Source organism: Planococcus chinensis (assembly GCF_042681545.1).
In the GTDB taxonomy this organism is placed as follows: Bacteria; Bacillota; Bacilli; order Bacillales_A; family Planococcaceae; genus Planococcus; species Planococcus chinensis.
Map to the genome: position 1 here is coordinate 172,466 of NZ_JBHUFW010000002.1, position 20,161 is coordinate 192,626.

At 48.0% G+C, this 20,161-nt stretch carries 18 protein-coding genes and 1 pseudogene; 12 read left to right on the forward strand and 7 right to left on the reverse strand.

Annotation, left to right across the window (positions count from 1 at the left end; translation table 11 throughout):
• Nucleotides 1-325 precede the first annotated feature (325 nt).
• Together yyaC and ACFSDB_RS00870 are read right to left on the reverse strand one after the other, a co-directional pair.
• Nucleotides 326-916, reverse strand: a complete 591-nt coding sequence (gene yyaC / locus ACFSDB_RS00865) for a spore protease YyaC (protein WP_204891526.1) — start codon at nt 914-916, stop codon at nt 326-328.
• Between the two features lie 47 nt (nt 917-963).
• Nucleotides 964-1,092, reverse strand: coding sequence for a hypothetical protein (locus ACFSDB_RS00870; protein WP_377338778.1), 129 nt, complete (start codon nt 1,090-1,092; stop codon nt 964-966).
• Between the two features lie 139 nt (nt 1,093-1,231).
• Here ACFSDB_RS00870 and ACFSDB_RS00875 point away from each other — a divergent pair.
• A pseudogene (locus ACFSDB_RS00875) lies at nt 1,232-1,498 on the forward strand (HU family DNA-binding protein); the annotation flags it as partial.
• A gap of 426 nt (nt 1,499-1,924) precedes the next feature.
• Here ACFSDB_RS00875 and ACFSDB_RS00880 read toward each other — a convergent pair.
• Nucleotides 1,925-3,070: a M20 family metallopeptidase gene (locus tag ACFSDB_RS00880; protein ID WP_204891524.1), complete on the reverse strand. Its 1,146-nt coding sequence runs from the start codon at nt 3,068-3,070 to the stop codon at nt 1,925-1,927.
• 173 nt (nt 3,071-3,243) lie between these two features.
• Here ACFSDB_RS00880 and ACFSDB_RS00885 point away from each other — a divergent pair, with 173 nt between their 5' ends.
• The 9 genes from ACFSDB_RS00885 to ACFSDB_RS00925 all read left to right on the forward strand — a co-directional run bounded on the left by ACFSDB_RS00885 (nt 3,244) and on the right by ACFSDB_RS00925 (nt 14,083).
• Nucleotides 3,244-4,620 carry a M20/M25/M40 family metallo-hydrolase gene (locus tag ACFSDB_RS00885; protein ID WP_204891523.1) on the forward strand — a complete coding sequence of 459 codons (1,377 nt, stop codon included), beginning with the start codon at nt 3,244-3,246 and terminating at the stop codon, nt 4,618-4,620.
• The gene (locus ACFSDB_RS00890) at nt 4,617-5,858 is read left to right on the forward strand and encodes a M20 metallopeptidase family protein (protein WP_204891522.1); all 1,242 of its coding nucleotides are present in this window, start codon (nt 4,617-4,619) and stop codon (nt 5,856-5,858) included. The genes ACFSDB_RS00885 and ACFSDB_RS00890 overlap by 4 nt, the downstream gene beginning before the upstream one ends.
• Nucleotides 5,855-7,405, forward strand: coding sequence for an ABC transporter substrate-binding protein (locus tag ACFSDB_RS00895; protein WP_204891521.1), 1,551 nt, complete (start codon nt 5,855-5,857; stop codon nt 7,403-7,405). The genes ACFSDB_RS00890 and ACFSDB_RS00895 overlap by 4 nt, the downstream gene beginning before the upstream one ends.
• A 44-nt stretch (nt 7,406-7,449) precedes the next feature.
• Nucleotides 7,450-8,364, forward strand: a complete 915-nt coding sequence (locus ACFSDB_RS00900; RefSeq protein WP_204891520.1) for an ABC transporter permease — start codon at nt 7,450-7,452, stop codon at nt 8,362-8,364.
• A gap of 26 nt (nt 8,365-8,390) precedes the next feature.
• Complete coding sequence (locus ACFSDB_RS00905; RefSeq protein ID WP_377338993.1) at nt 8,391-9,284, forward strand: ABC transporter permease; 894 nt, start codon at nt 8,391-8,393, stop codon at nt 9,282-9,284.
• An 18-nt stretch (nt 9,285-9,302) separates the two neighbouring features.
• Nucleotides 9,303-10,271 carry an ABC transporter ATP-binding protein gene (locus ACFSDB_RS00910; RefSeq protein WP_204891518.1) on the forward strand — a complete coding sequence of 323 codons (969 nt, stop codon included), beginning with the start codon at nt 9,303-9,305 and terminating at the stop codon, nt 10,269-10,271.
• 11 nt (nt 10,272-10,282) lie between these two features.
• Nucleotides 10,283-11,305 carry an ABC transporter ATP-binding protein gene (locus tag ACFSDB_RS00915; protein WP_204891517.1) on the forward strand — a complete coding sequence of 341 codons (1,023 nt, stop codon included), beginning with the start codon at nt 10,283-10,285 and terminating at the stop codon, nt 11,303-11,305.
• An 18-nt stretch (nt 11,306-11,323) separates the two neighbouring features.
• Nucleotides 11,324-12,646, forward strand: coding sequence for a hypothetical protein (locus ACFSDB_RS00920; RefSeq protein WP_204891516.1), 1,323 nt, complete (start codon nt 11,324-11,326; stop codon nt 12,644-12,646).
• Between the two features lie 180 nt (nt 12,647-12,826).
• A complete protein-coding gene (locus ACFSDB_RS00925) occupies nt 12,827-14,083 on the forward strand; it encodes a Y-family DNA polymerase (RefSeq protein WP_204891515.1) in 1,257 nt (418 codons plus the stop codon).
• A gap of 182 nt (nt 14,084-14,265) precedes the next feature.
• Here ACFSDB_RS00925 and ACFSDB_RS00930 read toward each other — a convergent pair whose 3' ends face one another.
• The 4 genes from ACFSDB_RS00930 to ACFSDB_RS00945 form a co-directional block, all read right to left on the reverse strand.
• Complete coding sequence (locus ACFSDB_RS00930) at nt 14,266-14,811, reverse strand: GrpB family protein (RefSeq protein ID WP_204891514.1); 546 nt, start codon at nt 14,809-14,811, stop codon at nt 14,266-14,268.
• A gap of 488 nt (nt 14,812-15,299) precedes the next feature.
• On the reverse strand, nt 15,300-16,031 hold the full coding sequence (gene tatC / locus ACFSDB_RS00935) for a twin-arginine translocase subunit TatC (protein WP_204891513.1): 732 nt from the start codon (nt 16,029-16,031) through the stop codon (nt 15,300-15,302).
• Nucleotides 16,032-16,099: 68 nt separating this feature from the next.
• Complete coding sequence (locus ACFSDB_RS00940) at nt 16,100-16,300, reverse strand: twin-arginine translocase TatA/TatE family subunit (RefSeq protein ID WP_204891512.1); 201 nt, start codon at nt 16,298-16,300, stop codon at nt 16,100-16,102.
• A gap of 105 nt (nt 16,301-16,405) precedes the next feature.
• Nucleotides 16,406-17,839, reverse strand: a complete 1,434-nt coding sequence (locus ACFSDB_RS00945; RefSeq protein ID WP_204891511.1) for an alkaline phosphatase PhoX — start codon at nt 17,837-17,839, stop codon at nt 16,406-16,408.
• 668 nt (nt 17,840-18,507) lie between these two features.
• On the opposite strand from ACFSDB_RS00945, the gene ACFSDB_RS00950 reads away from it, so the two are divergent.
• Both ACFSDB_RS00950 and ACFSDB_RS00955 read left to right on the forward strand, forming a co-directional pair.
• Nucleotides 18,508-18,756, forward strand: coding sequence for an acyl carrier protein (locus ACFSDB_RS00950; RefSeq protein ID WP_204891510.1), 249 nt, complete (start codon nt 18,508-18,510; stop codon nt 18,754-18,756).
• A complete protein-coding gene (locus ACFSDB_RS00955; protein WP_204891509.1) occupies nt 18,749-20,137 on the forward strand; it encodes an AMP-binding protein in 1,389 nt (462 codons plus the stop codon). Before ACFSDB_RS00950 ends, ACFSDB_RS00955 begins: the two co-directional genes overlap by 8 nt.
• The last annotated feature ends 24 nt before the right edge of the window (nt 20,138-20,161 follow it).

Consider the following 20,161-nt stretch of genomic DNA (forward strand, 5'->3'; position numbering starts at 1 on the left):
CCGAACTGCCTTCGGCCAACTTGCTCGCCGCCTTCCGTTGCGGATCCTGAAGCCAGCTGCTTGTTCCTAGCAGGTCCAAGCAGAATTAGAGTCCTACTCTCGTCTTTTTGATACAGATGACGCTCCCGACCGTGCTGGCCACGAGACTCCTCTGGGCCAAGCTCGAGCTGAAGACCCTGGACTGAGCGAAGCGAGGGAAGCGGCTGAAGCCGAGCCCACGGAAAGCGAAGTGGCCAGCCCGGTCGGGCTTATGCATCTCTATTCATTCAAATTAGACTTTGTCTACAGTCTGAAAGGGATTCCCCCAAGAATGGCGGAATCCCTTTTACTGTTCGTTGTCGCTGTCGAGGATGAACTGCGTAATAAGCTTGGCCAGTTTCATGACCGTATGGAGACGCGTGTCATTCAAAAACTGGGAGCTCGGCAGCGGGTCGAGGTAATTGACGATGCCTTGGAAGTGATAGTCGCCTACTTCCGGGAGCATTTTCTCCAGCGCCTTTCCCGGAACCAGCGGGCCTTCGTTGAACAGCACATCACCCACCTGTTCTTTCGTGCCGAGGCTCGCGTCAATGCTAATGACGAGCGGATTGCTGTTTTTCTTTTGGATGTCCTTCAAGGCGTTTTTCAAATTAAAGGCGTGGACCGGTTCTTCCAAGGTGCCGTATACGGGATGTGAAACGCCGTTCTCCACCAGCATGCTGCCGATCAGCGGTCCGAGCGAATCCCCGATGTAGCGGTCTGAGCCGATGCATAGGAAAACGACCGCGCGCTGCTGCTCTTTCGCTTCCGAAAAAATGGTCTTCAGCTTCGCGGTCAGCACCGCTCTTTCTGCGTTTCCGGTCTCTTCGTTGAAATGCAGGGGCGCCTTCACCGGCACCTGCAGATGTGAATTTTTATATTTCCGAAAAGTATGCATGAACCCATACCACCTTCGAGTGTATTTACCATAGAATCCTGCCTTCATTATAGCGTTAGAGGCGGGGAGATTGGTAGAAAATAGCGTTTATTTTCAGCCGATTCCAATCGGATGTGATTCGGGACGCCCTTCTCTTCATAGATTGCTGCAATGGTCAGCCAGTCTTTTTCATCCATCGCAAGCAACTCCTTAACCGAATTATACTACCTCCGGAAAGCCCTTATTTCCACAATTCCCACTTTTAAAGAGGTATAATGGAGGGCAGTAGAAAAAGGCAGCCCAAAGCAGGCGCCTTATCAAACAGGGGGAAAAACGATGAACAAAAAAGAACTGATCCAGGCAGTCTCACATAAAAGCAAACTGACGAAAGACCAAGCGGGCAAGGCCGTCAACGAAATCCTGGCTGGCATCTCCCAAGCCTTGGCAGACGGGCAGGAAGTGAAGATCAACGACTTCGGCGCTTTCCAGGTAGCCGAGAAAAAAGAGCGCAAAGGCCGCAACCCACAGACCGGGGAAGCCATCAGCATTCCGGCTTCTAAGACACCGCAATTCAAACCAGCGAAAGTGCTGAAGGATTTTGTGAACCAGCGCGATTTTATCGAGAAGTTTCTCGAAACCGGGAAAGTGACGGACGAAGAGGCGCGTGTGCTGCGGTATGTGGTGGAAGAAAGCCGAAAAGGCCTAGAAGAAACCGATAAGCCAGTCAACTTAGAAACGCAACAAATTGCAGATGGATTAAACCTGAGTTTTTTGGAAGCCGAAAAAATTGCCAACCGTTTAATCGGCAAAAGAATATTGAACACCAAAGTTTTTACAAGCCGGATCGAGACAATCTTTTTAAGAGCGAATTACCGGAAATACCTTTAAAAGGAACAGCTTGATTTCCGACAGGCAGAATAAAACAAAGAAAACTTAAGAGCATTCATAGCAAAAGGGCTTTCCAGTATCGTGGAAAGCCCTTTTGCTATTTCTTAGTTATTAAATTATATCGGCAAAACGAAATGGGTTTTAATCGTTGCCTATTTCCAAGCAAAGCTCCGCTACCAAAGCACAGCGCTCGCTGAAGCGGTCAAAATGGATGTGTTCGTGAGTGGCATGCGGGCCGTCCCCTGGAATGCCAAGGCCGTCAAGCGTCGGGATGCCAAGAGCAGCAGTGAAATTGCCATCGCTGCCGCCGCCTGCTTTTGCACCTTCAATATCCATGCCTAGCCGTTTTCCGGCAAGCTGCGCTTTCTCAAAAAGCCGAGTGCTGCCTTGGCTTTTTTCCATCGGCGGCCGGTTCAATTCGCCCGAGATGGAAATTTCGGCAGAAGGATTGTGCGGCTGCAGATTCTCGAGTACGCCGATCAACTTTTCAGCTTCTTGGTTTGATGTGACACGAAAATCGATTTCAGCCACTGCAGAAGCAGAAACCACGTTGCTGCTGGTACCGCCCTTGATGACGCCCACATTCACCGTCGTACCGTTTGCGTAGTCGGTCAGTTCTTCCAATCCGATAATCTGCTGTGCGAGCTCCCGGATTGCGCTGACTCCGTCTTCATGATGATTTCCGGCATGGGAGCTGACTCCTGTTACCCCTAGAGTATAGCGGCCGACCCCTTTGCGTTCGGTTTTCAAGGCATATGAACCTGCAACCGGAGGCTCCATGACCAAGACGGCATCACAAGTTTTGGCCACTTCTTCGATGACCGAACGGGAGGTAGTACTGCCGATTTCTTCATCTGCTGTAAAAAGATAGACCGGTGAAAATGGAAGGTCTTCAATTTCTTGCTGTAAAGAGCGGAGGGCCCAAATTGAGGAAAGCAGCCCGGCTTTCATGTCAAAAATCCCTGGCCCGTAAATGTCATTGCCCTTTTCGACGATTGGGAGAGCCCCTACTTCCCAGACGGTATCAAAATGACTGAGAAAAAGAATGCGGGGCTTGGAAGAAGTCTCTTTTAACGTGAACAAAAAATGATTTCCAGTCGGTTTTCGGGAAAACGTTTCAAGCTTCCAATCCCCTTGAATTCTATTTTGGAATATTTCCTTTAAGATTTCTCCGCACGCATCGACTTTTTCTTTGCGGTGGCTTGGGGACTCCGCTCTCACCAACTTCAGTAAATCCTTTTTGATGTGTTCTTCATTTTGCTTTAAATACTCGTAATATACACTCATATGCTAGATTCTCCTTTTCTTCTTCATATCTTTATACATAATCACAAATAAAATAATAAATCAATCTATTTAAAATAAACTGAAAATAGTATTGACATGCTTCTAAAGACGCGTGTAAAGTTAGAAAAAACATTAAGGAAATTTTCCTTTATTTGAATGGAGCTGGTTCATTAGTGGAGAAAATCGACGAATTTATAGAGCGAAATCGAGATCAGTACATAAAATGGCTGACAGAATTCTGTGAAATACCAAGTGTCGCTGCGCAAAACAGAGGCATGGAGGAAGCGGTCCGTTACCTGGATGAGCTTTTTGAAAATGCTTTTTCAATCGTGCCAGAAAAATTAGAGACCTCAGGATTTCCGGTCGTTTTTGCGGAAATGAAAGGGAAGTCGGATAAAACGCTCAGTTTCTATAACCACTACGATGTGCAGCCGGAAGATCCGGTCGATTTATGGGAAACGCCTGCTTTTGAACCGGACATTCGGGATGGGAAGATTTTTGCGCGTGGGGTGGCGGACAATAAAGGGAATCTGATTGCCCGCTTAGCTGCGCTTCATGCGATTCAGCAGGCCGGGGAAGAATTGCCGGTCAATATCAAATGCATCTTCGAAGGCGAAGAAGAAATCGGTAGCTTGAATCTGCCGGAATTCGCTGAAAAGTACGCAGAGAAGATTCATTCCGACGGCTGTGTTTGGGAATTCGGCTACCGTGACGCAGACGGAGCCATTCAAGTCAGCTTGGGTGTAAAAGGCATGTTGTATGTCGAACTCGAGGCAAAAGGCGCAAACACTGACTTGCACTCCGCACAAGCCGCCATCATTGAAAGTCCGGTGTGGAAATTGGTTTGGGCGTTGAACACATTGAAAGACCAAAACGAAAAAATCCTGATTCCTGGATTTTATGATGATATTGAACCTATAACGGAGTTGGACCAGCAAATGCTTTCGCATTACCGGCTGGAAGAAGAAGCAACATTGAGTAAACTGGGGCTTGAGAATTTTGTGCAAAATTTGGAAGGGCACAAGCTCAAAGAAAAGCACATCTTTGAACCGACCTGCAATATCTGCGGAATCGTCTCCGGATATACCGGCGAAGGAACAAAAACGGTACTGCCTTCAGAGGCAAAAGCGAAACTGGATTTCCGTCTGGTGCCGGGGCAAGATCCAGAGAAGGTATTGGCGCAATTGAGGGCGTACTTGGATGCGAATGGTTTTGAGGAAATTTCGATCCACGTCACGAGTTCGGAAAGGGCAGCGCGCACGAAGCCGGACGAAGCCATTGTGGAAGCGATGATTGCAGTGGCTGAACGCTACGGCGATAAACAACCGAACATCATTCCGAATACTCCAGGGACTGGTCCGATGTATGAATTATGCCAAGCGCTTGGCATTCCATCCGCTTCATTCGGCGTTGGGAATTTTCAATCGAACAATCACGCACCGAATGAAAACATCAACGTAGAAGATTATATAGAAGGCATTAAAATGATTGCTGCACTGATTTTCGAATTCAGCAAGAAATTTGAAAAGGAAGGGAGTGTGACTTCATGACGGTATCGGTCGGCAGCAGCCGGGAATTTTCGAGTTTAGCAGAAACGCATCCGGAATGGCACCAAGCGATTTCATCGGTTTATGAAGAGATTGTGGCTATCCGGCGGGACTTGCACAAAAATCCGGAATTGTCTTTTCAGGAAAAGCGGACAGCCGGCATCGTTTCGACGCTGCTACGGGAATGGGGATATGAAGTTCAGGAGCAAGTAGGCGGAACTGGAGTAGTTGGATTGTTGAAAAGCGGATTGCCTGGACCGGTCGTCGGATTGAGGGCGGACATGGACGCTCTTCCTATGATGGATGAGATTGAGGCGGATTACCGCAGCCAAAACGACGGAGCGGCGCATACATGCGGACATGATGCCCATACGGCCATCCTGCTAGGAGTCGCCAAATTGTTTTCGGAAAAGGGGCTTCCATGCGGAACGCTCAAGCTGCTGTTCCAGCCGGCGGAAGAAATCGGTGAAGGGGCTGCGGCCATGATTGCAGACGGCGCACTTCAAAATCCATCGGTCGATTTGATGGCAGGCCTCCACGTCCATCCGACCTTGCACACAGGAGAATTTTCAGTCACCACAGCCCCTTACAGCTGTGCAGCTGTTGACATCTTTGAGCTCGAAGTCAAAGGTCAGGGCGGGCATGCAGCTCACCCTCATCAAACAGTCGACCCGATTATGATATCCGCCCAAATCCTGGTGGCGCTCCAGCAAATCGTCAGCCGGCAGATTGACCCGCTCGACTCGGTGGTATTGAGCTTCGGACAGATCGAAGCGGGCAGCAAGGCCACAATCATTCCCAATTCCGTTTTATTAAAAGGGACGGTACGCACGTTGAAGCCGGAAACCCGAAAAGAGATGCCGGAACGGATGGCAGCCATTGCTTCCGGCATCGCCCGAAGTTTCGGTGGGGAATGCGAACTGGATTATCAGTTTATCACCCCGTCCATTAAAATCGATGGAGATGCACGAGAGCTGTTGACCGAGACAATCGAAGAACTATATGGAAATGATGCATTGAAAATCAGCTTGCCTTCGATGGGCGGGGAAGATTTCGCCTATTTCTCACAGGAAGTGCCATCTGTATTCTTCCGACTCGGCACGAAGGGCGGGGAAACGACCGCTTATCCGAATCACAATACGCGCTTTGATGTAGATGAACAAGCATTCCTTTACGGGATGTCGGTGCTTGGTTTGTTGACATACAACTACTTAAAAAAGAATGAGGGGGAAAAAGAATGAAAAAAAGCTTATGGGCATTGTTCCTTGTGTTGGTACTGGTACTGGCCGGCTGTTCAGGCGGTGGAGAAAACAGCAACGCGGAAGGTGAAGAACCGGTTGAGAAAAGCGACAGCAAAACACTGACTATTGCCAACGGAACAGACATTGTCACTTTTGATATCCACGACCACAACACAACTTCTACGGAAGCGGTCCATGTCAACATGTTCAATTACCTTGTAACCAACGAAGGTGAAGAAGGCTTCCAGCCGGACTTGGCGGAAAGCTGGGAAAACGTCAATGACACAACATGGTCCTTCAAATTGAAAGAAGGCATCAAATTCCATAATGGAGAAGACCTAACGGCAGATGACGTGAAATTCACACTGGAAAGAATTGCAAAAGACGATACGCTCCTTGAGCACGGGAATTACAACCAAATCCAAGAAGTGAAAGTGGTAAGCGACTATGAATTTGAAATCATCACGAAAAATCCGGAGCCGGCGCTATTGAACAGACTGTCTCGCTTGGGTTCAAGCATTCTGCCGAAAGATTATATTGAAACAGAAGGCTGGGAAGTGTTCCTTGAACAGCCGGTCGGCACGGGTCCTTACAAATTCAAAGAATGGAAAAAAGACGATCGTTTGACGCTTGAAGCAAATACGGAATACTTTGGTGAAGCTCCGAAGTGGGAAGAATTGGTTTTCCGCAGCATTCCGGAAGATTCGACACGCGTCTCTGAACTTCTGACTGGCGGAGTGGATATCGCAGTCAACATCCCGCCTACAGACGTTGAACGCATCGAAAATACGGAAGGCGTGTCGGTTGTCCAATCCCCTACACAGCGCGTCATGATGTTTACATTGCGCACCGATGCGGATAGTGTTACAGGCGATCCGAAAGTCAGAGAAGCGATTGACTTGGCGATTGATAAGCAAGCGATTGTCGATTCATTGCTTGGCGGAGCAGGAACAGTTACACGTACACGAGTTACTCCAGGAAACGTAGGAGCAAACCCTGACCTTTACGAGCAAACGCTTTACGATCCGGAAAAAGCAAAGCAGCTTCTTGAAGAAGCCGGCTATGCGGAAGGCCTCGAGATTTCAATGGCTGCACCGAACGGACGCTATTTGAAAGACAAAGAAACAGTTGAATTAGTAACGGCCATGCTTTCAGAAGTCGGCATTACTGTGAACCTGGAATTGCTGGAATGGAGCGCATTCAACCAGCGCTACCAAGAACGGGCATTCAATGAAATGTTCTACATCGGATACGGAAATTCCATGTTCGACGCTTCTTTGGCTCTTGACCGTTTGACGACGGAAGAAGCAAAAGGCGAATCGGATTACAACAACCCGGAAGTAAATGAATTGCTATTGGCCGCAGAACAGAATATGAATCCTGAAGAGCGGGAGCAGCAGTACCAAAAAGCGCAGGAACTCATTGCGGAAGACCGTCCTCAGATCTACATGTTCCAGTTGGACGCGATCACAGGCATCAACGACCGTCTTGAATTCGAACCGCGTTTGAACGAAATGTTCTATGCAGACTCAATTACATTGAAGTAAAAGAAGGGGGCATGCCCCCTTCTTTTCAATAGGGGAGGTTTCACATGAAGTATTTTTTCAAAAGCTTGCTAAAGACGATTCCTGTACTCATCTTGATCACATTGATTGTCTTTCTGCTGGTCAGGGTGACCGGTGACCCGGTCTCCTTGATGCTTCCTGAAACGGCGACGGATGCCGAGCGGGATTCGCTCAGAGAAGCAATGGGCTTCAACGATCCGATCATGGTGCAGTATTTTAATTACCTGGGAGATTTGGTGACCGGCGATTTCGGGGATTCGTTCCGCTATAACACAGATGCGCTGAACCTCATCTTCGAGCGGCTACCAGCCACTCTTGAACTGGCGGTTGCGGCCATGATTGTGGCCATCATCATTTCGGTTCCGCTTGGCATATTGTCTGCGGTCAAACGAAACAGCTTTTTCGATTTATTCATCACTGGAGGCGCGGTGCTGGGGAAAGCGATGCCGAACTTTTGGCTCGGCATTATGCTGATCCTTCTCCTGTCCGTAACATTTCAGTTTTTCCCTGTTTCCGGCAGGGGGACGCTGGGCCACCTGGTGCTTCCCGCTTTAACGCTGGGAACCGGAATTGCAGCGGAAATGACGCGCTTGATCCGCTCGAGCATGCTCGAAATACTGGGGCAGGATTTTATCCGTACAGCCCGAAGCAAAGGGCTTGGCGAGGCAATCATTGTCAACAAGCACGCGTTCCGCAACGCGTTGATTCCGGTCGTGACCATCATGGCATTGCAGACGTCAACGCTGATTGGCGGCACGCTGATCACCGAAACGGTGTTTGCTTGGCCGGGGCTTGGCCAATTGCTGGTTCAGTCAGTGAACTTGCGGGATATGGCAGTCGTTCAGGCAGCTACGTTTATCATTGCGATTTTCGTAATATTGAGCAACCTGATTGCGGATTTGGTGTACCGCTTGCTGGATCCTCGCATCAAATATGATTAAAGGAGGTCATGGAATTGACGAAAGTATTGGAACCTGTTGCAGAAGGCGGGAAAGTTAAAACCCAGGCCTCTTATAAAAAGCTTGGAAAGCGGCTGTTGCGAAGCAAGACCGGGATGATCGGCCTCATCATTGTGGTGGCCGTAGTGCTGATGGCGGTTTTCGCTCCGCTGCTTGCACAGCACGATCCCGCTAAAACGGATGTCATCAACCGGCTATTGCCGCCGTTCTGGATGGAAGGCGGCAATACAGAATTTCTTCTCGGAACCGATAACCTTGGGCGGGATATTTTAAGCCGGATCATCTACGGTTCGCGCATCTCGCTCTTGATAGGCATCAGTGCTGTGCTTCTCGCAGGTGCAATCGGCATGGCGCTAGGATTGGTCGCCGGATACTACGGCAAGGTATGGGATTTTGTCATCATGCGGACGGTAGATGCGCTGCTGGCAATCCCGAATATCCTCTTCATGCTGATCATTCTCGCAGTCATGGGGCCGAGCCTCGTGACGCTCATTCTCGTTCTTGGCGGAACCTCCTGGGTCGTTTATGCCCGCATGGTGCGAAGCGAGACACTCAGCATCAAAGAACGGGACTATGTCCGTTCTGCCAAGGCGATTGGCGCAAAAGATTTCCGCATTATCATGAAATACATTCTTCCGAATGTCATTTCTTCTTTTATCGTCATCGCGACATTGAATGTGGCGACTACGATCATTCTGGAAGCGAGTCTGAGTTTCCTTGGGCTTGGCATACAGCCGCCCGATGTTTCATGGGGCCTGATGCTGAGTGATGGACGCGAATATATCGCTACGAGCTGGTGGGTCGCTACGTTTCCGGGGGTAGCCATCACGATAACGGTCCTTGGTGTGATTTTCCTGGGCGATTGGCTGCGGGATGTATTGGATCCGAAAATCAAAGATTAATTGAAAGAAGGTGAAGGCATGCGCGAGAGCCTTTTAAGTGTAGATGATTTAAAGGTCCGGTTTAAGACGGAAGACGGCTATGTTTCAACGGTCAATGGCGTGTCTTTTGATGTGGAAAAAGGGGAAACGCTCGCGATTGTCGGGGAATCGGGCAGTGGAAAAAGCGTCACGTCGCTTGCTTTGATGGGCATTTTGCCTACGAATGGGGAAGTGTACAACGGCGACCTTCGATTTGAGGATAAAGACCTCAGAAATTTGAGCAAAAAAGAATACCGACAGCTGCGCGGCAACGAAATCGCGATGATTTTCCAGGAGCCGATGACCGCCTTGAATCCGGTGTTCACCATCGGTTATCAATTGCGTGAAACGCTGATGCTCCATTATAAATTGTCCAAAGAGCAGGCGCAGAACAAAGGCATCGAAATGCTCGAAACCGTTGGGATTCCGGATGCTGAAAAAGTGATGGGCCGGTTCCCGCATCAGCTGTCGGGCGGCATGCGGCAGCGGGTCATGATTGCCATGGCCCTTTCCTGCAATCCGAAGCTGCTGATTGCGGACGAGCCGACGACGGCCCTGGATGTGACCATCCAGGCGCAGATTCTGACACTGCTTCGAAATTTGAAGGAAAAGTCCAATACGAGCATTATGATCATTACCCACGATTTGGGCGTTGTGGCGGAACTCGCCGACCGAGTCATCGTCATGTACGCCGGGGAAGTAGTGGAACAGGCACCGATCAATGAATTGTTCGAGCGTCCTCTTCATCCGTACACACAAGGGTTGATGGCATCCATTCCTAAAATCCATGATGTGGTGGATGAGTTGTATTCCATTGAGGGAACGGTTCCAAATCCGACGAATATGCCATCTGGCTGCAAGTTCTACCCGCGGTGCCCACTTGGGGATATCGAATGCACAAAAGTCCACCCCACTTTGGAATATGTGTCCGAAAACCATTCTAAGCGCTGCATCAAGGTGAAAGGATAGGAGGGATCTCAATGCATGCTACTGAAGAGCAAGTGATCATGGAAGTGAAAAACCTGAAAAAGCATTTTGATATGTCAAAAGGCTTCATTAAAAAAACGAATACGAAAGTACGGGCGGTTGACGGGCTCAACTTCAAGGTGTATAAAGGCGAGACGCTCGGCATCGTCGGCGAGTCGGGCTGTGGGAAATCGACGACCGGCAACTTGATGCTCGGCCTCTTGGATGCGACGGAAGGAAACATCTATTTTCAGAACGAAGATATCGCGCACATGACTCAGGAAGAGCTCCGTACGGCACGGCGCGACCTTCAAGTGATTTTCCAGGACCCCTACTCCTCCTTGAACCCCCGCATGACAGTCGAGCAGCTGGTCGGAGAGCCGCTGGTTGTCCATGGGCTTGCGTCGGGGAAGGAACTGAAAAAACAGGTGAAAGAACTGCTGAATCTCGTTGGACTACGCGAGCACCAGATGAAGCTTTACCCGCATGAATTCAGCGGCGGGCAGCGGCAGCGCATCGGCATTGCCCGGGCGCTGGCACTGAAGCCGAAAGTGATTGTCTGCGACGAAGCCGTCTCGGCTTTGGACGTTTCCATCCAGGCGCAGATCCTCAACCTCCTGAAAAAGCTGCAGAAAGAGATGAACCTGACCTATATCTTCATCGCCCACGGACTACCGGCCGTGCGCCATATCAGCGACCGGATCGGCGTCATGTACCTCGGCAAGATGGTGGAGCTCGCAGGGCGCGACGCGCTGTTTGAGAATCCCCTGCATCCGTACACGCATGCGCTGCTCGATTCGGTGCCGATCCCCGACCCGAGGCTGCGGAAAGAGCACCAGCTGATAAAAGGAGAGATTCCGAGTCCGAGTAATCCGCCTTCCGGCTGCCCGTTTCACCCCAGATGTCCAAAGGCGACGGAAACGTGTAAAATAGATATGCCGGAATACCGGGAATTGCTGACTGATCATTTTGTAGCGTGCCACCATCCGCTATTGAACGAAGATTCAGGCGTGCTGCCGGATTCCAAGACTGTTTGATGAAAAGGTGCTGACCTCATGAAAGTTCGAATCGGGGCAATAGGCCCTCCGGATTCTTTGCAAATAATACGGGAAGTCGCTGAACTGGATTCGCGGATTGAACTGGTGGAATTCGAGTATTTCGGATCCGAAGAGCTGCCGGGAATTATGGCGAAGCATCGCTATGACGTCACCCAATGGATCTTTTCTGGGCAAGTGCCTTATTACTATTGCTTGGAGCGGGGGTTGATTTCAGATAAGGAAGCTCTGTTCCCGCCCCAGCATGGCATGGCGCTGCTCGGCACCTGCCTGCAGGTGATGCAGGACCAAGGGCGCTTTGTGTCGAAAATGAGTTTGGATACGGTGGACGGCGCCGTGGTAAATTCTTTGTTCTCCGAGTACCGCCTGGATAAGATTTCATTCAGTCTCATGGATTACCAGACATACAAGGATTATGACGAAATCATCCGGTTCCACTTCGAAAACTTCAAATCTGGAAAGACGGAAGTGGCGATCACATGCCTCTTGAAAGTCTATCTGGCGCTGCAGAAGCTCGGCATTCCATGCTACCGAATTGTGCCATCCAAAATCGCCATCCGGACGGTGCTGGACCTCTTGGTGTCCAGGGGGCAAAGCCAGGTGTATGAAAAGCAGAAAGTGGCCATTGTCGGCTTTGAGCTGATCGGAGAAGGCGGAATGCCGAAAAAGGCCGTCTACAACTTCGAAGAGCAGCAAAAAGAACTGGAATTTGAGCTGGAACTCCTGCAGATTGCTAAAAAGCTGAACGGTACCCTGATTAATAAAGGAAGCGGGACGCATTTTATCTATACGACACAAGGCGATTACGAGATGCTGATTTCCGAGCGTCCGTTTGCCCAGATGGCGGATGAAATCAACTTGAAGACCTCGCTCCGTTTCAATATCGGCATCGGCAGCGGCTACACTATCCACGGGGCGGAGCAGCATGTCCAGCAGGCCTTTGAATATGATGGAATCGAAGATGGCCGGAAAATCATCTATGTTGACGAGGACGGCATCCTCACCAGCCAGTTTGGCAGCCAAGGGGAGGCCTACTCGCTGAGTATCGCACTGCCGGCTTTCTGGAACCAGGTGCTGAAAGAGCACGGGTACCGGGAGCATATTCCATTAAGAATTTATCAATACATCAAACTCAAAAACATTCCCCAATTCACAAGTGACATGATTACTTCGCTACTGAAAAACACCGAGCGGAACTCGAGGCGGATTCTGAGCGAGCTTGAACAGATGGGGCTGATCCGTGTCCTGGAAGAAGAAAATCCTTCAGGAAAACGAGGACGGCCGAAGAAGATGTATGAACTAGTCCTTGGAGAAGAGAAGTAAAGAGAGGAAGCCTGGACAAACGGTCCGGGCTTTTGTTTTTGTCTATTCTTTTCTAGACCTGGGACAACTCACTCTTTTTTTCAGCAGTCGAAAATTTTTTTCAAAAAACTGGATTGGCGCGGCCCGATCGGTGGTATAAAATAAGAACAAGTGTTCTTATTTTTTAAAGGGGTGGCTATGATGAAGACAATGGACCTGCCGGAACGCGTCATTGCCTGTTTGGACATGCGCAGTTTTTACGCAAGCTGTGCGGCGATCGACGCGGGGCTCGACCCGATGGAAGCGCATATTGCAGTGGTGGGCAACCAGGAGCGTAAGGGAAGTGTCGTCCTGGCGGCTTCGCCGCGGATGAAAAAGGACTTCGGTGTCCGGACCGGCACCCGGCTCTTTGAGATTCCGGGAGACCCGCGGATCCGGCTCCTGGAGCCGAAGATGGAATTCTTCCTGAAAATCTCGATGGCGATCACCGAGCTGCTGGGGGAGTATGTGCCAAGAGAAGCCGTGCACGTCTACAGCGTAGACGAGAGCTTTATCGAACTGACACATGTCCAAAAATTATGGGGCGGTCCGGAGGCTATCATCCGGCATATCCAAGATGCCCTGATCCGCCAGTTCGGGCTGCCATCTGCCGTCGGTGTGGGGCCGAACATGCTGCTGGCGAAGCTCGCCCTTGATCTGGAAGCGAAGAAAACAGGCTATGCCGTGTGGGGCTACGAAGACGTCCCGACCAAGCTCTGGCCGGTCGCGCCCCTCAGCAAGATGTGGGGCATTGCGTCGCGGACGGAACACACCCTGAACGGCATGGGCATCTTTTCGGTCGGGGACCTGGCTGCAGCGGATGTGGAACAGCTCGAGCGGCAGTTCGGCATCATGGGCCATCAGCTCTTTCAGCATGCGAACGGCATCGACCTCTCAGAACTAGGCGCGCCGCTCGTTGAAGGGCAGGTCAGCTACGGAAAAGGACAGATCCTGTACCGGGATTACATAGAAGTGGAAGACATCATGACGATTATCCTGGAGATGTGCGAGGCGGTGGCGATGCGCGCGCGGCAGGCAGGGCGCGCCGGCCGGACGATCCAGCTGGGCGTCGGCTACAGCAAGACCGCATTCGGCGGCGGCTTCTCCCGGTCGCGCTCGATCCATGAAGCGACGAACGAAACGATGCAGATCTACCGGGTCTGCCAGGCGCTTTTCCACGAACACTACATCGGCAAGCCGGTCCGGCAGATTTCCCTGTCCATCAGCAACCTCGAAGAGGAGTCGTCGATGCAGCTGAGCCTGTTTGAGGCGCGCAAGTGGGAGAACCGGAAGCTCGGCGCCGCCATGGACAATATCCGGAGCAGGTACGGCTACGCCGCGATCTACCGGGCGGTTTCGGGAACAGAAGCGGGGACTGCCATCGCACGGACTCGTCTGATTGGCGGGCATAAGAAATGACGACATAAAAAGCCGAGCGAAGTCTGCTCGGCTTTAGTGCGTTGATAAACAGGTATTGATAGTAGAGGATTATCGATACTCTTTTCTAAAATGTTTACTCAACAATCGTACCTGATGGCTATAGACCACTACAAACTCCTTTGCCATCCGTTTATTCATACAAAATACAATTCTGTTGTGTATCATGACCGAAGAACAAGATTAACAAATTTTGTTTTTGCATCCGTGTAAGCTTCCCGATCAAGATTAAATTCTTTTGCTAGATTACTCTTGAGACGGGCATACTCAAAAACTAGTTGCGGATCATCCCTTAATTTATCACGGAAAAGTAATTGCTTTTCCCATCGTTTTTCTCCCTTTAGCATTAAGTGAAGATGGGCTACACGTTTATCGTTTTTTACCTTCACAAAAAATCTTCTCCAGTCTTTATTATCTAAATGGGGAGGTACATAATGCCAGTCATAGCTAGATAACAACGCAGAAATATCAGTGATCCGTTCAAATGAATCAACATCAGCCATTATATCGATGATTGGTTTTGCAGGAAGATTAGGAACGGAAGTACTGCCTATGTGTATTACTTGCCCTATTCCAAATGGAGAAAGAAGTTCATAAAGCTGTTTTTCCTCTTGTTTGCCCTTTTCTAACCACATGGAATCAGGATCAGCTATTTCAATTGATTCCGTTGCCCAGACTGGCCAATTAGTTTGGTCCTCATTTTTGCTCATAATTAACCTCCTAAATAAAATGAGTTATCGGCTAATCCTTACATTTGCTAACTTTGGACATTTATTAATATTTAAAAGTCTTTCCTATATTCCACAAAAGGGTGGGGTTCTTGAAGATTAACCTTTTTTATTCATAACTATTTAGTCTAACATGTCAATAAGCCATCACATCAACAGATTCATTTATACTTTCTTTTTATAAATATACCACTTGGTTATGAAAATAGAGGATTAATCAACGCTATTAATAGGAGTGAAAAAGACCGCTTAAGTTTGAACGGAGCCCTTATTAATGGACCCTCTAATAAGAACTCGAATCGGAAATTTTTTATTGGAAATCCATAACTAGGACGAAGATGCGCTGAGGATTGAATTTATATCAACGAGGCGTTTTTGGAATGAATAAAGAAGTATGTGAGCCCGCAAATGTCCGCAAAACAAAGAATGCCCACCAGTTGTCCCGGTGGGCATTCTTAGAGGGTTTCAGTTCAAGTGTACTCCACCGGCAAGGTTGATTTCTGTTTCCGGCGGTAAACTACCATTGATAATAGAACACTGCATTCATATAAAAACAGCAGCGGGATAATAACGAGTATGTCTGAAAGCAAATCTGGAGGCGTAATCAGCACAGCTGTTACAATCAGAATAAAATATGAATACTTTCTGGCTTTTTGCAAACGGTAGGGATTCAGCACCCCGAGACTTGTTAAAAACATAATGACAACAGGAAGTTCAAATAGAAAACCGAAGGGCAGGATCATATGAATTAAAAAACGAAAGTATTTCTCTGTCGTGAAAAATTCCATGAACATGCCTTCTGACAGCGATAATAAGAATTGAAACACTAACGGGAAAATGACGAAATAACCAAAAGAAATACCGCCGATAAAAAGAAAAAATAGGGCTGGTATATAAGCCAATGTTACTTTTTTCTCTTTTTCGGATAATGCGGGCCTTACAAATAGCCAAATCTGATGGGCGGCAATCGGGATCGTACCCGCTAATGCAATCACAGCTGCAAGCATTAAATAAACCCACAGAATATCACTGGGACCTAGAACTGCCAATTTTATTGATAAATCTTGGATCAACCAAAGATAAATATTCTTTACATAGATTAAAGCCAAAGTTACTAATACCATAAAACAGCCAACGATAATAATCAGGCGTTTCCGCAATTCACTCAAGTGGTCCACAAGATCCATCTTTTGGATATCCATTACATCACCTCTAAAAAAGAAGATGAAAGCATGGGAGCTACCTGCATCTTCTAATGTCTATTATTTAGTTAAACTGCTTTTTCTTTTTCTGCTTCAGCTTTGTCTTTGTTTGGCTCATCATCGGATACCAGCTCACGTGTTGATTTTTTAAACTCTTTTAAAGTAGTGCCGAACGCGCGGCCAATTTCAGGCAGCTTGGATGGGCCGAAAATAATTAATGCAATGACAAGTAAAAGAATCAAACCAGGTATTCCTATATTTTGTATCATTTAGTAACCTCCATTGTTTTGATAGCTCTTTTTCTTTGATAAAAAAAGATGTAAACCATACAAAGCGTTAGCTTACATCTTTTTTATGGCATTCTGTAAAACAATTTAACTCATTTTTACCCCATGTCTTTCAAATGCTGCTGCTTCTAGAACGGACATTCCTTGCGCTTCGGCAGCCTTGGCCACTTTTTCTGAAACTTGCGGGGCAAGGTGCGCAGGGGCAGCATAAGACATTTCCCTTGCACGTGCAGAGTTTCTGCGCTGGAACGGTCCCCAAATGGCAAAGGTTTTGCCTGGACTTTGGATATTGACGAAAAGTGTGTGTCCATCTGGCGAGAAGGTTGGACCGCACAATTCAGAGTCGCTTAGGCGGTTAGCGGCAAAAGGATAAACTTTGCCTTCCGGGGTGATTCCCATAATGCGATCCTGGCCCGAACCATCCTCTGCATACCAAAGGTCTCCCCACGGCGTACAGCAGATATTATCCGGATATTCCATTTCTCTTGCATCATTTCCCTCATAGAAAAGCTCCAATGTATTCGTATGAGGAACATAGCGATAAATGCGTCCAAGCTTTTTGTCCCCAGCAGAGGTGTCGTCGAACCAGAACACGCCCTCTTGGAAGAACGCACCCTCGAGTCTGCTGAATTCGATGCATTTTTGTGCCTTAGCATCCTCACGGCATAAATGAGGATCTAGTTCCTTCCAAACAATATTAAAGGTTTGTCCCGTTTTAAAGGTGCTTGCTGATGGATCCGTTACCGCTTCAATTGCCGCTGCATATAGTTTGCCGCCTTTTTGCAGCGAACCCGGTTTTTGGCTCAAGTCATTTGGGATAAAACGGTAAAGGTAGCTCGGATTTGAATCTTCGGTTAAGTATACATATCCTGTCGAAGGGTCGATGGCACACGCCTCGTGAGAGAAACGCCCCATTTCCTTGATTGGCGTTTTGGACAAGTCGTTTTCCGGCTGCTGTGGATCTACTTCAAATACATATCCGTGTGTTTCGGTGCGTGTTTCTTCACAAGTTAACCAAGTTCCCCAAGGTGTTGCTCCTCCGGCGCAATTTCGGATGGTTCCTGAAGATGCAACATATTCTTTCTTGACATTGCGATTTGGGCCTACAACTAGAGCGGTTGTACCACCATTAGCGTTCGCATCGTAAGGATTGCTCCCAAATGCCGGACCTCCCGATAATTCATGATTACGAACGAGAATGGTTGTATTATTAGCTCCTTCAAAAGCTGCCATTCCATCAAAGGCTCCAGGAATCTTCGTTCCATCGGTCATCAGGTCGCCTTCTCTGGAAATGATTTCATAGTGAAAGCCTTTTGGAAGATCAAGAATACCCTTTGGATCCGGCACTAAAGGGCCGTACCCGCCAAATCCGCTCGTTGGATTAACACTTGAATCCGCAAGGGTCTTTGAACCGAAGCCAATTACGCCAGTCGAACCAATAGTAAGGGCAAGTGCACCCATTCCTCCCGCTTTTAAGAAATCTCTTCTGTTCAAACCGTTTTTGGAATTTGCATTTGTCATACCATATCTCTCCATTACTATGTATTTTTGAATCTAGTAATAGAGTAGATAGAAATTATTAAGGGGAAACTCGATTTATATAAAAATCATGTAAAAAATTGTTAGGGAATGTAAGGAGGCAAGCTGGTTCCACATGCTATCGGAAGTCGGTGGCATTGAGCAGCCCGTGAAAAGCGACTGTAAGGGGAAAAGAAATGAACCCTTAGGTGGAAAGTGTAGGGTGAATAGTTAAGAAGAAGCCGTTAAATCGTTTTAATGATTTAACGGCTTCTTGTCTGTAGCAGAAAGAAAAAATGTCGTTGATCACAAAGAATTTCCTGCTGCCTTGACAAGCACTTGAACACAGCGGCTATGCGCACCAGCGTTCAAGCAAGTGGAAAGGTCACTTTTTAGGGATGCGTTGTTCTATAGGGACTATTCGTATAAGAAAAAGCTCGGAATTCAGTTATAAATACAAAAATCGCATTAGATTACCATATTGACTTTTCTTTTCATGGAATTATAATTGAGTATGATAATCATTTTCAATTAAGATATTTCTAGCTGACAATCAAGAAGCAGATGGATCTACAAGCTGCCATAGAGAGTTATCGGATATCGAAACTGGTTGAGCAAACAAGACCTTCACATAGAGGCAATTGAAAGTAAGGATGGAAAGGGCGTACATAATGAAAAATATTGAAAAGTATAGAAATGCATTTATGGAAGCGTTGGACTTGGAAGAAGACGAGGTAAGTGAAGATTTAGCGTTAGGAGAAACAAATGAATGGGATTCACTTGGGCATATGATTCTCATTTCTACGATGGAGGATGCGTTTGATGTGTCCTTGGATGCTGAATGGATGACAGAGTTCAATTCGTATCGGTCCGGAATGGAGCTATTGAACCGGCTGGGAGTAAATTTTGTAAATGAATAATTTCAAACAACTTGAGGCGTTTGGAAACCGTACCGCAGTGTATGCTGAGCGCGAATACTCCTATACGGAAATGGCAGAAATTGCGGACGCGATCTGCGGTGCAGCAGGTGGACGAACGCTCGTTTTTTGTTTGTGTTCAAATAATAAGGAATCTTTATTTGGCTACGTCGGCTTTATGAGAGGCCATGTGGTGCCGGTCCTCTTGGATGCATCCATCCCCATGGACCGGCTGCAAAGGCTGATGGACCTTTATAAGCCGGCATACATCTGGGCGAGCAGTGATCATCAAGACCTTTCCGCCATAACGGAAAGTTCATTTGTGTTCGGGGATTACACCTTGTTCCAATGCCCGGCATTTTTCCAGCATGATCTGGATGACCAGCTTGCGCTCCTTTTATCCACCTCCGGAAGTACGGGAAGCCCCAAATTTGTCCGCTTGAGTTATGAAAATATCTTCGCAAATGCAGAATCCATAAAGGAGTACCTTGACATCAAGGCAGACGATAAACCCATCACCACACTGCCGATGAATTACTCCTATGGCCTGTCGATCATCAATAGCCATTTCATTTGCGGGGCGACGGTCATTGTAACGGATGCATCCATCCTGAAAAAAGAGTTTTGGGACTTGTGCAAAGAGCAAGGAGCAACGACTTTTGGCGGTGTGCCTTTCGTCTATGAGATGCTCGACAGACTGAAGTTTGAAGCGTTCGATCTTCCGAGCCTAAAAAAACTGACGCAAGCAGGGGGGAAATTAAGCCCGGATCTATCGGTCAAATTTGCGGAAGCATGCGACCGGAAAGGGATCCAATTTTTCATGATGTACGGCCAAACGGAAGCAACGGCGCGGATGAGCTATTTGCCGCCTGGAAAGAATCTTGAGAAAGCCGGCAGCATCGGGGTTGCCATCCCGGGCGGCGAACTCTTGCTGCAGGATGATATGGGCAACAAAATTACAGCGCCTCATGTCAGCGGTGAATTGATCTACAAAGGCCCCAATGTTTCTTTAGGATATGCGGAGTCATTGGCCGACCTTTCGAAAAAGGACGAGAACAGCGGGATCTTGCACACCGGTGATTTGGCTTACGTTGATGAGGATGGCTACTTTTTTATCACCGGACGGCTCAAAAGAATCATTAAAGTCGCCGGAAGCCGGATCAGCTTGGATGAAGTGGAAGGACTGCTGCATGAGCATGGCCATGAGTGCGTCTGCGCCGGGGCGGATGACCGGCTGTCCATTTACACCTTACAAGAAGACCGTCTTCAAATTAAAAAAATAATTAAGGGAAAATTAAACTTAAAGGGCTTTGAGGTTATAAGAATCGAGAGAATCCCGCGCAACGGTTTCGGGAAAATCCTTTATTCCGAGTTGCCTAAATAGGGATAATTCATCTTTAGGAAAAAT

What these genes read in the sequence shown, in the direction of transcription:
- yyaC (WP_204891526.1), bottom strand. Translation starts at nt 916, where the DNA reads ATGCATACTTTTCGGAAATATAAAAATTCACATCTGCAGGTGCCGGTG.
- ACFSDB_RS00870 (WP_377338778.1), bottom strand. Translation starts at nt 1,092, where the DNA reads ATGGATGAAAAAGACTGGCTGACCATTGCAGCAATCTATGAAGAGAAG.
- ACFSDB_RS00880 (WP_204891524.1), bottom strand. Translation starts at nt 3,070, where the DNA reads ATGAGTGTATATTACGAGTATTTAAAGCAAAATGAAGAACACATCAAA.
- ACFSDB_RS00890 (WP_204891522.1), top strand. Translation starts at nt 4,617, where the DNA reads ATGACGGTATCGGTCGGCAGCAGCCGGGAATTTTCGAGTTTAGCAGAA.
- ACFSDB_RS00895 (WP_204891521.1), top strand. Translation starts at nt 5,855, where the DNA reads ATGAAAAAAAGCTTATGGGCATTGTTCCTTGTGTTGGTACTGGTACTG.
- ACFSDB_RS00900 (WP_204891520.1), top strand. Translation starts at nt 7,450, where the DNA reads ATGAAGTATTTTTTCAAAAGCTTGCTAAAGACGATTCCTGTACTCATC.
- ACFSDB_RS00910 (WP_204891518.1), top strand. Translation starts at nt 9,303, where the DNA reads ATGCGCGAGAGCCTTTTAAGTGTAGATGATTTAAAGGTCCGGTTTAAG.
- ACFSDB_RS00915 (WP_204891517.1), top strand. Translation starts at nt 10,283, where the DNA reads ATGCATGCTACTGAAGAGCAAGTGATCATGGAAGTGAAAAACCTGAAA.
- ACFSDB_RS00920 (WP_204891516.1), top strand. Translation starts at nt 11,324, where the DNA reads ATGAAAGTTCGAATCGGGGCAATAGGCCCTCCGGATTCTTTGCAAATA.
- ACFSDB_RS00925 (WP_204891515.1), top strand. Translation starts at nt 12,827, where the DNA reads ATGAAGACAATGGACCTGCCGGAACGCGTCATTGCCTGTTTGGACATG.
- ACFSDB_RS00930 (WP_204891514.1), bottom strand. Translation starts at nt 14,811, where the DNA reads ATGAGCAAAAATGAGGACCAAACTAATTGGCCAGTCTGGGCAACGGAA.
- tatC (WP_204891513.1), bottom strand. Translation starts at nt 16,031, where the DNA reads ATGGATATCCAAAAGATGGATCTTGTGGACCACTTGAGTGAATTGCGG.
- ACFSDB_RS00940 (WP_204891512.1), bottom strand. Translation starts at nt 16,300, where the DNA reads ATGATACAAAATATAGGAATACCTGGTTTGATTCTTTTACTTGTCATT.
- ACFSDB_RS00945 (WP_204891511.1), bottom strand. Translation starts at nt 17,839, where the DNA reads ATGACAAATGCAAATTCCAAAAACGGTTTGAACAGAAGAGATTTCTTA.
- ACFSDB_RS00950 (WP_204891510.1), top strand. Translation starts at nt 18,508, where the DNA reads ATGAAAAATATTGAAAAGTATAGAAATGCATTTATGGAAGCGTTGGAC.
- ACFSDB_RS00955 (WP_204891509.1), top strand. Translation starts at nt 18,749, where the DNA reads ATGAATAATTTCAAACAACTTGAGGCGTTTGGAAACCGTACCGCAGTG.